This is a genomic window from Bacteroides sp. HMSC067B03 (assembly GCF_001811315.1).
Classification (GTDB): domain Bacteria; phylum Bacteroidota; class Bacteroidia; order Bacteroidales; family Bacteroidaceae; genus Bacteroides; species Bacteroides faecis.
Genome location: NZ_KV804283.1, coordinates 23,765 through 36,951, shown reverse-complemented (window position 1 = coordinate 36,951; position 13,187 = coordinate 23,765). Strand labels below are relative to the sequence as shown.

The following is a 13,187-nucleotide window of genomic DNA, read 5'->3' as shown; positions in this document are numbered from 1 at the left end:
GAGAAGAGGTCCGCAGAAACGGAACAGAAACCGGTACAAGAGAGAAGGGAAACAAGTACCAGAATGGAGAGGAACAAGTACTGGAATGAGGGAAAAGAAGTACTGAAACGGAGCCTGTGATGTACAAGAAATGGACCGGACAAGTACAAGAAGAGAGAAAGAGAAGTACAACAACCTGCTGAATGATATACTGAAAACTGGAAAAAAACGTATGTACGGCAGTAGGGGAAGGTACTTCGTTCCCTCTTTTCAAGGTTCTCCCAAGTGACGGACAATCTGCTCCACTTCCCGACGCAGGAAGCGGTGCCGCCGGCAGTTATATCCGATAGCGTCCAACGCTTCCATCAACGGCTCACATTGCCTGATCCATCTCATCATTGTTTTAAGTGCCGTTTCTTCCGAACGGCCCGGACAATAGAGCAGAGCCAGCTCTGCCTTGTCATAAGCTCTCATTTCAAACTTTTTCTCTTCAAGTAATTCTTCCATAATCTTGTTCTATTAGCATTATTCAATGGTATAAAGGTACTAATAAAAGTTCAATTTGTAAAATAATAAGCGTGTTTTATTGGGGTAAATACAGACATTTCCGGATAAAAAAAGATATCTGCGGACATCTGCGGACAAATACAGACAAGCAAAGAAAATAATTCGAACAGGGGGAGCGATTAACCAATAATAAGCAGTATCTTTAGCGGAACAGACGAAATCAAAATGGAAAATCAAAACGATGCATTCAACTATGCATATCTACTCAGACAAGTAAAAGCAAGAGTACTACTTGCACAAAAAAGGCAATTTACACAGCCAATGAAGAAATGCTTTCAATGTATTGGGATATTGGCAAATTACTAACCGAGAGTCAAAAACAAATAGGTTGGGGAAACAATGTAGCACTTATGCAAAAAGTGAAAGATATAAAAGCCCGCTACTGGTACATGATCCAATGTCTGAAAAACGGTTGGAGCCGGGATTTCCTTATCGAGGCAATCAAGCAGGACTATTATCATTCTCACGGAGCATTGACCAGTAACTTCGCCGCCACTCTTCCCGAAATACAAGCCAAGCAAGTAAAAGAGACATTAAAAGATCCCTATATTTTTGATATGCTGACGTTCACCGAAGAGTACGACGAAAGAGATATTGAACTGGGCCTTATCAAACATATCGAAGTATCAGAATAAGATATAGCATAACATAGTCCTGAACCCCAATCAGGAACGAATCGTTCCAATTCCCTGATGTGAACTGAACAGTATTATTCAGCTCGCATCAGGGACTTTCTTTTTAATCCCGTCCTCAAACCACTACAAGAACAGACATCCACGGACATTTCCGGATAAAAAAAGACATCTGCGGACATCAACGGACAAATACAGACATCGCCCATCCCCACTACCGTACTTTTGTCATGTCACAAGCAAGGAACCACTTGTGACCCCAACATTTTATTTTTCAATGATTCAAAAAACTTAAAACAAGAAAAAGATTATGGCAAAAGTATTTTCATTCACCAGCGTGCTCCGCAAGAACATGATGGAAAAAGACAAACCGGACCTGTATTACGCTCTCGCCAAGTCGAGCGGTGAGATTGATATAGACGAAATGGCGGAACGCATCCAGCGTTCGAGTACCGTGAACTGGGCAGACGTAGTGTGTGTGCTGCGTGCACTGCACACGGAGATGATCGACAGTTTCAAGAAAGGAGAGATCGTCCGACTGGGGAACATCGGTTCATTTTATGTCACCTTGCGCAGCAACGGTGTACTCGTCCAGAAGGATGTGAAAGAAGGGTTGATCAAAGGCGCCCGTGTCCGCTTCCGCCCCGGAAAGGAGATTAAAGACGCACTGAAAACGCTGGACTTCAGCAAGTACAAACCGGAAAGCAGCGAAGGAGACAAGACCGATCCGGAAAACCCCAAGCCCAAGCCGGACCCGGACGACGGCGACGAAGAAGCTCCGGACCCGACGGTATAAGGCAACCGTCAATCAGGTATTTACAAATTCCACCAAATCATGAGAAAGATCGATTTAATCGTGATCCACTGCTCTGCAACGCGGGTGGACCGGACACTGACGGCCTTTGACCTGGAGACGCTGCACCGGCGACGGGGATTCAACGGAACAGGATACCACTACTATATCCGCAAAGACGGCACGACACTTCTTACCCGTCCCATCGAACGCATCGGGGCACACGTGAAGGGATTCAATGCGTCGAGTATCGGAATCTGCTATGAAGGCGGTCTGGACTGCCGGGGACGCCCGGCAGACACACGGACACCGGAACAACGCGCCTCCCTCCGCCTGCTGGTGAACCAACTGAAGCAACGCTTCCCCGCCTGCCGGGTGTGCGGACACCGGGATCTCAGTCCGGACCTGAACGGAGACGGGGAGATTGAACCGGAAGAGTGGATCAAGGCATGCCCTTGCTTTGAAGTAAAAAGAGAGTTTTCGGGAAGTAACTAACCATTTAAAAGCATTCGGAAAGGAGGTGTATAAAATTATGGCAATGAAAAAATCTCTTTGGGATATGATTCTCAAAGTAGTCATCGCAGTAGCTTCGGCTGTAGCGGGCGTATTGGGCGCTAATGCGATGAATCTGTAAAATAGTAGCCTTGTGAAAGGGAAGACTTTCTTCCCTTTTCACAAGGTATTAATAGTATCAATCTTTAAAATAATAACATATGAATTATTTATTAAAATATAAACTTATTACTTTATGTATGTCCTGTTGTCTCGTACTTACGGCTCAGGCACAAACAATATTCTCAGTAGAGGAAACGATCCAGACTCCGCAAACTCAAAGTTTTGTTCGGTACGGAAATAATCCGGTCGATTTATATACGGGTACAACGGGAGTTTCTATTCCTGTCTATACTTATAAAGATAACGACTTTGAAATCCCCATAAGTTTAGAATATGCATCCAATGGCTTGGTTGCCAATCATCAAACCGGCATTTTAGGGCAAGGATGGTATCTGAATACGGGTGGAGTTATCACTCGTACAGTAGTAGGAATTCCGGATGAGAACCATGATATCGCGATGGCCGGCTATTATGATTACCATCGTTCTGTTCCTGTTAATGAAAGCATAACGAATCCTCTTTTACTCGGAAAGCAATTTCATAACATAAGTACTATTGATGAGCCTTTTGTTTATCTGTATGATCCTTCAAAGCCATCATCGGCTATGTACGAGAGTACTCCGGACATTTTTCACTTCAATTTTATGGGGTATCAGGGTAGTTTTCAGTTTGATGTAAACAAGAAAATATGTATTTACAATACAAACACTGCAAGAGACAACTTTAAGATCAAAGTATTCAATTTTCAAAACAGTCCAATTTCTTCTTTTGAAATCACCACCAATGATGGATACAAATATATATTCGGAGGAGATCAGTCCGGATTATATGATCGGGAATGTAGTATCTCAGAAAAAAGTGTGGAACGAACTGTCATATCCTGGCAGTTAACAAAAATCATAGCACCTAATGGACGAAAAGTATCTTTGATATACCGATCAGGAGACTATACAAGTCGGGGAATCATTAAAAACATGATGCCCTCACCTAATTACAAGATAGTATCGACTCAATCCGGAGGATCGGCTTCATACTATGAATCTAGTACTGTGTCTCAATTTCCTACTTATCTGGAAAGTATCTTAGTGGGGGATGTATGCCGTATTCAACTAGACTATACCTCAAAACAGTCAGAAAAATATGGAGCAGATCGCAATCCACATGATTTGCCTGCACTGCTAAAGTTGTCATCCGTGACGGTCAACTCCCTGTCTCCGACTACAGAACAAATACTACATTGCGATTTAAGCTATCAGTATTCTGCGGATAAAAATAAAGTCTTATTCTTAAAGGAGGTTGATTTCGGAGAAGGGAAGATTTATAAAATGAATTATATAGGAGTAGATGAGTTTCCATCAATATTGGTATTTCCTTTCAATGGCACATGTGCCGTAGATCATTGGGGATATTATAATGGACAGTTATTAATCGGCATCAACAACTTCATTCCTTCTACAACAACAGATAAGGATAAAAAAGAAGTGATAACAAGCAGTCAACGCGAAGCGAATGCTCTATATTCCCAGCTTGGCATGCTCAAACAGATTTCATATCCTACTGGTGGGTATACCACGTATGAATATGAAGGTAATACTTATTCCAAACGTGCAATGGATCAGTACGTCATTCGATCAGTACCAGTCGACAAGCAGGCAGGAGGGGTACGAGTAAAAACGATCAGCGATTATACGGAAACCGGTGAGTGCAACCGCCGGGAGTTTACATATCAGAATTTAGACGGAAGCAGTTCAGGCATTTTACTAAAGATGCCTAGATATCGTTTAGATTATACCACAGTGATATCCAATCAGCTCTATTATATAAACAGAGGAAATGTTCAGGATATGGCAACTTATTCCTTGGAGGGTCCTCATATAGAATATGCCAGAGTAGTAGAGAAAAAATCAGATGGTAGTATGACGGAATATAAATATAAAAATTCTTTCGACCCTTTCATTGGTGATTACTCGCAGATAGATGCACTAAGCCTCCACTTCATTCCTGGTCAGCGAATAAATTCTTCCAATTCCGGTATGGCAAGATTTATTCTCTCCCGCCTTCATTCGAATGCCCACAAAAGAGGTCTTCTCGAATCACTCTATACAACATTTAATGGAGATACTATTTATTCAGAAGAATTTACTTATCTGAACCCAGGAGGAAAATGGCATCCTATATTCGGTTATCAAACTGAAAATATCAAAAATGTAAAAACAGCAGGCGACGTATTCTATATTGATGCCATAGAAGTGGTAGATAAAGCACAGATCGGTAGTAAAACGACAAAAGAATATACAAACGGGAAAGTTTTTACAACCCAAAGGGAATACGAATTCAAGTCCTCCCTCGGTCGGCTGAATTGTATATTGACCACTTTGAGCAATGGTGATATATTAAGAGAGCGAATAGAATATCCGGAAGATATGACTACTCCTTCGGATATAGAAAAAATGATGGTGGACTCTTTTCTCACCAGTATGCCAGTAAGAAAAGCACTCACTATTCAAAAAGAATCAGATAGTTTTGAAACAGTAATAAGCGGAGAATATAACAAATATAAAAAATACGACAAGCTGATAAAACTGGAAGAAATAAGAAAAACCGCCTATGACCAACTTCCTCAATGGAAAGACTTTAATCTGGATTTTGTTGATTCCGACTTCCACAATGACGCATACGATTCATGGGGAAACTTAACACGGCAAACAGCTAAAGACAGAAGTGTCACTTCTTACGTTTGGGGATATAATAACCGCTATCCGGTTACCATAGAAAAAGATGGATTGAAAACCCGATATGAGTATAAGCCTTTAATAGGAATGACTTCTGTGACCGATATCAGAGGGATTAAGACTTATTACGAATATGACAAAGCAGGACGGCTCCAGTGTGTGAAGGACAATGACAAGAATGTTATCTCTCGGTATGATTACCATTACGGTTCAGAAAATAATAATTAAATAAAGCTTATGAATTATGAAGAATATATTTGCTTTAATGCTTTTATTGCCGATTTGCTCGGCTTTATCGGGAAATGAGAATCTTCCCTTTACAACAACTAACGCAGACTCGCTGAATATCAACAGGAGCTTTGTCCATACACAAACGATGCTTTCTCCCAATGCCGATTCCATGCTTCAGGAGTTTCAGTATTTTGATGGATTAGGTAAGCCTATTCAAACTGTATCTCAAGGAATTTCTCCCACAAAAGGAGATTTGGTATCTACTTCTGCGTATGATTCTATGGGCCGGATATCCAAAAAATGGTTACCGCTTCATGCTCAAGGAAACAACGGAGCTTTTCTTTCCGATCCTTTCAACAGTACTGTAAAACAGTATGCAGACAATGCTCCTTATCAATATACCGAGTACGACCACTTTCCCGAAAGCAGAATTATACTTCAGCAAGATGTGGGAGAAGCATGGAAAAGAAATCCTGTTCATACACAATATTTAGCAAACGATACGACTTCAGCCTTAAACTGCATCCGTTATCAAATTAATGATGAAGGGACTTTATCTGAAGAAAGTGTATATGATCCGAGAGAACTGCGAGTAATACAGACTACGGATGAAGACGGAAAGTCATTATACACATTCATAGACAAAGAAGACAGGACTATTCTGAATCGGGAAATGGATGGATCAAAACAGTATGATACGTATTATGTGTATGACATTAAAGGGAATCTATGTTATGTATTGCCTCCCATGTATCAGGAATCTCATGATTTGAGTTTGTATGCCTATCAATATAGTTATGACAACCGCAATCACTGTATCATGAAGAAAAAAACCGGAGACACCAACCGCTATGCTTATGACAAAGCTGACCGATTAATATTTCTCCAAAATCGACTTCAACAACGGCAATTTGAATGGATATTCTCCGTCCCCGACCAAAAGGGACGCGAGGTGATAAAGGGAATTGGCATTAGTTCGTCACTCAACGCCCCGGCAATCTCAAATGTATTAGTATATGCCGAACGACACCAAGGAGGAGGTGCCATGGACACCGGCTATATTATTCATGATCTGTTAGGAATGGTTTCTACTAACCCTAAAGAGGTGAACTATTATGATGATTATAGTTTTCTTGCAGACTTCGAAAGTCAGCCTACACGGTTATCCCTAGAATATAGCTTTAAGGATTTCCCATCATGGTTGAAGAATAAAGAAAAAGAGTTTTCTGTTCCTACTTTAAATCCTGTCGGATTACAGTCAGGGAAACGTTCCTATCTAGATAACAATAACTATCTATTAACAGCCCTCTATTATGATAAAAAAGGACGTATAATCCAGCAACGAGGAACAAACCATCTGGGAGGATATGATATCGATTTTTATTCTTATACTTTCTCGGGATCAACAAAAGGACACGTTCATCTACATCTCGATTCTGACAAAAACACTGTAATAACAGAGTATTACGACTATGTATATGACAATGGAGAACGGTTGAAACAAGTGATATATCGTCTGAATGGCGAACAAGACACCATATTATCAGAAAATGAATATGACAATCTGTGCCGGCTTAAAAGCGTGAAGCTGAATAATGGAACAACAGCTTTAACCTACGATTACAACATTCGTAATTGGATGATAAGTATTGACAGTCCGTTCTTCAAACAAAAGTTGCACTATACAGACGGGGCAGGAACCCCCTGTTATAATGGAAATGTCAGTAGTATGACTTGGCAGACTGCTTCGTCAGGAATATCCGGGTATAAATTTAGTTATGATGGTTTAAACCGAATGAAAGATGCAATATACGGAGAAGGGAATAATCTCAGCATGAATTTAAACCGTTTCAACGAACAAATAACCGGTTATGATAAAAATAGAAATATTCTGGGCTTGAAACGTTTCGGTCAAACATCACAGAATGATTATGGTTTAATAGATGATCTCTCACTGAGTTATAATGGCAACCGTTTGCTCTCTGTTAAAGACAATGCTGCAAATTCGGCATACGCAGGTAGCTTCGAATTTTCAAACGGTGCTGACAAATCTGTAGAATATTCCTATGACATCAGTGGCAATCTAAAAAGAGATTTAAACAAAAAAATTACTGATATCCAATATAATTACTTAAATTTGCCAAGCCTCATAAAGTTTGAGAACGGAAGTAACATTTCTTATCTCTATAGTCCGGAAGGAGCCAAACTTCGTACTACACATGTGACAGATAAGGATACACTTATTACAGACTATTGCGGCAACGTGATCTATGAAAATGGAATTCCTGTCAAACTGCTGACAGAGGTAGGATATGTAACCCTTGCGGATGCTGTTCATCACTATTTCTTGCAAGACCATCAAGGAAATAATCGGGTGGTTATAGACGAGAATAATAATGTAGATGAGGTTAATCATTATTATCCGTTCGGAGGAGTATTCGCTTCGACTTCATCTGTCCAACCTTTTAAGTATAATAGCAAAGAATTGGACAGAAAGAATGGATTGGATTGGTATGATTATGGGGCAAGAATGTATGATGCAGCGTTGGGAAGATGGCATGTAGCAGATCCGTCAAGTGAAAAGAATTATTCAAATACTCCTTATGGGTATTGCTTTAATAATCCAGTTACACATATAGATCCGGACGGCAAACAAGGAGTAGCGATCCCGACACCCTATGGTCCTCTCCCGTTCTATTACCCTTTGACGAGAACTCAAAGCTATAACTTGCCTTCAGATCAACAAATAATGAGGCATACATCAGACAAGTTCGCGGAGTTAGGGCAAATGATTACAGATGCGCCTAAGATGTCTTATACCTTTGGCTCTCTCTTGTATTATCAGGTAAAGAGCGCTGTCAGTCCTGAATACAATCATCAGAGGAAAAGAGACAGAAAAGCTAAAGAAAATTTAGACAAGAATCAGGCAAACGTAGCAAACAGTATAGATACCAACGTGTCAGGAATGATGCCTAATGGCGATCCGGCTCCTAAAAGGGATCCTAATGATAAAAGTAAAATAGGAAAAGCAGGAAAAAAAGTTTTAATAGGTTCGGGTATAGCCAGAACAGCTTTAGAATTAACAACTCCCGATCCTACTCAAGATGCATATGATGCTCATACTAATCAAGTTGTCGGAAAGGAAGAATATTCTACAAACTATATAAGAGATATTTTTGAATGGATAATAGAACAACTTAAAGATTAACACATTAAACAATATATGGGAAATATTTTTATAGAAATATTCAAGAAGATAACCATACTCAACAGCATTTTAATGATTATCTATTGTTTTTTTCATCCTGACTTAGGAGAATTTGAGTTTATGTTTATTATCATGATATTATTATTAATTTCATGGATAATATGGTTGATAGGTAAGATATTAAATTACTTTGAGAGGAATAAACATCCAAAGGGAAAGGAAGTAGAAACTAATGATATTATTCAAACAGCTTGTTTCAAGTTTCATCAAAACATTGATATGTTATATTATTACTGTGCAGCAGCATATATTATTTTCTTCGCTCGAAAATCCATATATATTGATTATTTAATGCTACTTTTACTAGGATTATTTCTTGGAAATCGAATAGCAATAAAAGCCAACTTATATATTTTAAATCGAGTTAGTAAAAAGAAAATAAATAAATAACTCTTATGCACTAGGATTTACCAGTCTCCTACCTTGATATGGGCAATTAGAACATAATTAACCCATATCAAGGTATATAAAATCACAAAAGAATGATGGAAATAATTTGTTTTAACGATTAATTTATAGTTATATGAGACATCTTTTTATAGCAATATATGAGAAACTTACTTCATGGTTTTGCGTCATAATAATTCCTTGCTTCATGTTTTCCTCTTTTTTTTATAAATATTACTACCTAAAGCATACTATTGTAATAGTAGTCATGCTTTGGGGAGCAATTATTGCAATAGGTGGAATGATGAGTTATCTGTTTCCATATATAAAGACACCTAAACAGCCTCTGAAAGAAAAAGGAATGATCCGGACATTATATTTGAACTCCGAAATAATAATACCGCAAATTTATTGCTGGTATTTTGTAATATATATAACCTTCAGTTTAGAGTTTAAGTCTATATTATACAATTATCTGATGTTACTTTTAACAGGATTATTCCTTGGATATAAAACAACAATGAAAGTAAACAAATATACATTAGAAGAAGCCTATCGGAAAAAGCAGGAACATAAAAAACAGAAAAGGAATAAATAGAAGATAAACAAAGAAGAGCAGACTCAACAAACGCAAGGGACTCACAATACATACGCATTTGCCGGTCTACTCTTCCTGTTACCTCCCGGACGTTCTCAATGAAACATCCGGAAGACTAGAACTCCCTTTTCAGATTCCGGAGCAGTTCTTCCTTCTTCGCTTTATATTTCTTGGAAAGAGGATTGTACGAATAAAGGTTAGTATGTTTCAAACGTATCTCGTCTGTCTGCTCCTTCCGGCGTTCTTCCCGCTCTTCCACATCATCCGGATCTTCGGACTTACGTCTTGCACCTCTCCTGCTAAACAACTGAAACTTGGATGTACCCCGAAGCTGACGAATCAGCATCTTGATAATCCGGACAATAATCTCTTGTTCCTGTTCGGAATAAGGCCTATTTACTGTCTCAGTATAAGAGAGATAATAAACTTTCAGTTCTTCTTCCAACTCTTGCAAAAAATGCATCCGCTCAACTCTGGAAAACTTCTTTCTACCAGTATGCAAATCTTTTAAAATCTTCATTTCGTCTATCTTTTTTAAGTCCGATAAAAGCGTGAGTCCTCTAATAAGTACAATTATGAGCCATGTGATACTTATACGAGAGTCCGATTATTTCAATATAGCAGAGAAGAAAAACTAATATCTTTAGCAAGAATCATTCCTTAAAAGTTATCCAAAACGGAAAACTTTCTGTATCAGCAAGAAAGAAAAGTTTCCCAAAAATTTAATGTTAAAAGCTACCCAAGCTATTGGATAATCTTCTATCTTTGTATCCGGTTTCGGAACTAAAAAGAGGTTTAGTCAATGAGGGAACGCTGTGCAAATCGGCGACAGTACCCGCTGCTGTAATTCTCGATGAATCCGCACACGATGCCACTGCATCAGCTAATGTGGGAAGGCGCTGCGAGGGAGAGATAAGTCAGAAGACCTGCCGGAATCAAATAAACATATTATTAATCACTTTCGGGAGTTAAAGTTATGAACTACGCGGAAATTTGTATCATCAAACGTGATGGTAAAAGAGAAGATTTCTCTATCAGTAAGATCAAGAATGCAATCAGCAAAGCATTCAGTGCAACAGGCATTCAGGACGAACAGCAATTGATTGCTGACGTCACGATGAGTGTGATCAGTCAGTTCAGCAACCCCACAATCACCGTGGAGGAAATACAGGACTTAGTAGAAAAGGCATTGATGAAGGTTCGCCCCGAAGTGGCGAAGAAATACATCATCTACCGCGAATGGAGAAACACGGAAAGAGACAAGAAAACCCAGATGAAGCATGTGATGGACGGCATCGTCGCTATCGACAAGAACGATGTGAACCTGAGCAACGCCAATATGAGCAGCCACACGCCCGCCGGACAAATGATGACATTCGCCTCGGAAGTTACCAAAGATTATACCTATAAGTATCTGTTGCCGAAGCGTTTTGCCGAAGCACACCAGTTAGGCGACATCCATATCCACGACCTTGATTATTATCCGACAAAGACGACGACCTGCATCCAGTACGACATGGACGACCTCTTTGAACGCGGCTTCCGCACCAAAAACGGCAGTATCCGCACACCGCAGAGCATCCAAAGCTACGCTACGCTTGCAACAATCATCTTCCAGACCAACCAGAACGAGCAGCACGGCGGACAGGCAATCCCCGCCTTCGACTTCTTCATGGCAAAAGGAGTAGCTAAATCATTCCGCAAACATCTGGCTTCGTTCATCAACTTCTATGTGGCAATGGAGAACGGAACTCAGGCGGACGAAAAAGCGATCCGTACCTTGATAAAAGAACATCTGTCGTCTATCAAGTCAACAGAAGCAGAACGCGAAGCACTGCGCATCGCCTTGATAGCCCTGCAAATCATTATAGATAAGGAACACCTGACACGCATCGCAGAAAAGGCTTATCAGCAAACAAGAAAAGATACGCATCAGGCCATGGAAGGCTTTATCCACAACCTGAACACCATGCACTCACGCGGCGGCAACCAGGTAGTGTTCAGCTCCATCAACTACGGAACGGATACTTCTGCCGAAGGACGCCTCGTGATCGAAGAGCTGCTGAAAGCTACCATCGAAGGACTCGGAACACGTGGCGAAGTGCCCGTATTCCCCATTCAGATATTCAAGGTGAAGGATGGAGTTTCCTACTCGGAAAAGGACTTCGAGAAAGCGATGAAAATGGAAAAGATCGAAGACGCCATGAAGTCCACTTACGAGGCTCCGAACTTCGACCTGCTGCTACAGGCCTGCCAGACAACGGCAAAAGCTCTTTTCCCGAATTTCATGTTCCTCGACACTCCTTTCAACAAAAACGAGAAATGGAAAGCCAATGACCCGAAACGTTACATCTACGAACTGGCAACCATGGGATGCCGTACCCGCGTATTTGAAAATGTGGCAGGAGAAAAGTCTTCTTTGGGCCGCGGAAACCTTTCATTCACTACGCTGAATATGCCGCGTCTTGCCATCGAAGCCCGCATCAAAGCGGAAAATCTGATAGAGGACGAACGCAACAAGGATGCTATCGAGCAGAAAGCGAAAGAGATCTTCATGGAATCTGTGCACAATATGGCCACTCTTGTAGCCGACCAGCTTTACGAACGGTATCAGTATCAGCGTACTGCTCTGGCCCGCCAGTTCCCGTTCATGATGGGCAACGACGTATGGAAAGGCGGAGCCGCACTGAATCCGAACGAACAGGTAGGCGACGTACTGCGCAGCGGTACGCTGGGAATCGGTTTTATCGGTGGACACAATGCGATGGTCGCCCTCTACGGCGAAGGTCACGGACACAGCCAGAAGGCTTGGGACACGCTGTACGAAGCTGTAACGGAAATGAACAAAGTAGTGGCCGAATATAAAGCGAAATACAACCTGAATTATTCTGTGCTAGCCACCCCTGCTGAAGGACTTTCCGGACGTTTCACCAAAATGGACCGCAGAAAATACGGTAAAATTCCGGGAGTTACGGACCGTGATTACTACGTTAACTCATTCCATGTTGACGTGAAGGAACCAATTAGCATCGTGGAGAAAATCAGACGTGAAGCCCCGTTCCACGCTATCACCGGCGGCGGCCACATCACTTATGTGGAACTGGACGGAGAAGCCCAGAAGAATGTACGCGCCATCGCCAAAATTGTAAAGGTGATGCACGATGAGAACATAGGCTACGGCTCCATCAACCCCCCGGTAGATCCCTGCCACAACTGCGGATACAAAGGGGTTATCTTCGACAAGTGTCCGGTATGCCAAAGCGAAAATATTTTGCGTATGCGCCGCATCACCGGTTATCTGACAGGAGACCTCAGCTCCTGGAACTCTGCCAAACGGGCGGAAGAGAAGGACCGCGTAAAACACGGAGGAAACTAATGAGGAGAA

The 13,187-nt window shown here is 41.0% G+C and carries 9 protein-coding genes, 1 pseudogene and 1 riboswitch; of the genes and pseudogenes, 8 read left to right on the top strand and 2 right to left on the bottom strand.

The window, feature by feature from the left end; all coding sequences use genetic code 11:
• Nucleotides 1-249 precede the first annotated feature (249 nt).
• Nucleotides 250-486: a DUF4248 domain-containing protein gene (locus HMPREF2794_RS03350; RefSeq protein ID WP_010539168.1), complete on the bottom strand. Its 237-nt coding sequence runs from the start codon at nucleotides 484-486 to the stop codon at nucleotides 250-252.
• A gap of 225 nt (nucleotides 487-711) precedes the next feature.
• Between HMPREF2794_RS03350 and HMPREF2794_RS03345 the strand changes: the two are divergent.
• The 7 genes and pseudogenes from HMPREF2794_RS03345 to HMPREF2794_RS03320 form a co-directional block, all read left to right on the top strand.
• Nucleotides 712-1,169: pseudogene (locus HMPREF2794_RS03345) on the top strand (DUF1016 N-terminal domain-containing protein); the annotation flags it as partial.
• 319 nt (nucleotides 1,170-1,488) lie between these two features.
• A complete protein-coding gene (locus tag HMPREF2794_RS03340; RefSeq protein WP_010539170.1) occupies nucleotides 1,489-1,974 on the top strand; it encodes an HU family DNA-binding protein in 486 nt (161 codons plus the stop codon).
• Between the two features lie 39 nt (nucleotides 1,975-2,013).
• Entirely contained in the window at nucleotides 2,014-2,466 is a 453-nt protein-coding gene (locus tag HMPREF2794_RS03335; RefSeq protein ID WP_022302477.1) for an N-acetylmuramoyl-L-alanine amidase, read from the top strand.
• A gap of 43 nt (nucleotides 2,467-2,509) precedes the next feature.
• Nucleotides 2,510-2,605: a smalltalk protein gene (locus tag HMPREF2794_RS28790; RefSeq protein ID WP_022302478.1), complete on the top strand. Its 96-nt coding sequence runs from the start codon at nucleotides 2,510-2,512 to the stop codon at nucleotides 2,603-2,605.
• 79 nt (nucleotides 2,606-2,684) lie between these two features.
• The gene (locus tag HMPREF2794_RS03330) at nucleotides 2,685-5,546 is read left to right on the top strand and encodes a hypothetical protein (RefSeq protein WP_240052946.1); all 2,862 of its coding nucleotides are present in this window, start codon (nucleotides 2,685-2,687) and stop codon (nucleotides 5,544-5,546) included.
• A 16-nt stretch (nucleotides 5,547-5,562) separates the two neighbouring features.
• The gene (locus HMPREF2794_RS03325) at nucleotides 5,563-8,757 is read left to right on the top strand and encodes a DUF6443 domain-containing protein (protein WP_070750910.1); all 3,195 of its coding nucleotides are present in this window, start codon (nucleotides 5,563-5,565) and stop codon (nucleotides 8,755-8,757) included.
• A 15-nt stretch (nucleotides 8,758-8,772) separates the two neighbouring features.
• Nucleotides 8,773-9,207 (top strand): hypothetical protein, encoded by a 435-nt coding sequence (locus tag HMPREF2794_RS03320; RefSeq protein ID WP_010539175.1) that lies wholly within the window; start codon nucleotides 8,773-8,775, stop codon nucleotides 9,205-9,207.
• Nucleotides 9,208-9,917: 710 nt separating this feature from the next.
• Here HMPREF2794_RS03320 and HMPREF2794_RS03310 read toward each other — a convergent pair.
• Nucleotides 9,918-10,322 (bottom strand): hypothetical protein, encoded by a 405-nt coding sequence (locus tag HMPREF2794_RS03310; protein ID WP_070750908.1) that lies wholly within the window; start codon nucleotides 10,320-10,322, stop codon nucleotides 9,918-9,920.
• A 241-nt stretch (nucleotides 10,323-10,563) separates the two neighbouring features.
• Nucleotides 10,564-10,751, top strand: a riboswitch (cobalamin riboswitch).
• A 27-nt stretch (nucleotides 10,752-10,778) separates the two neighbouring features.
• Between HMPREF2794_RS03310 and HMPREF2794_RS03305 the strand changes: the two genes are divergently transcribed.
• Nucleotides 10,779-13,178 carry an anaerobic ribonucleoside triphosphate reductase gene (locus HMPREF2794_RS03305; protein WP_070750906.1) on the top strand — a complete coding sequence of 800 codons (2,400 nt, stop codon included), beginning with the start codon at nucleotides 10,779-10,781 and terminating at the stop codon, nucleotides 13,176-13,178.
• The last annotated feature ends 9 nt before the right edge of the window (nucleotides 13,179-13,187 follow it).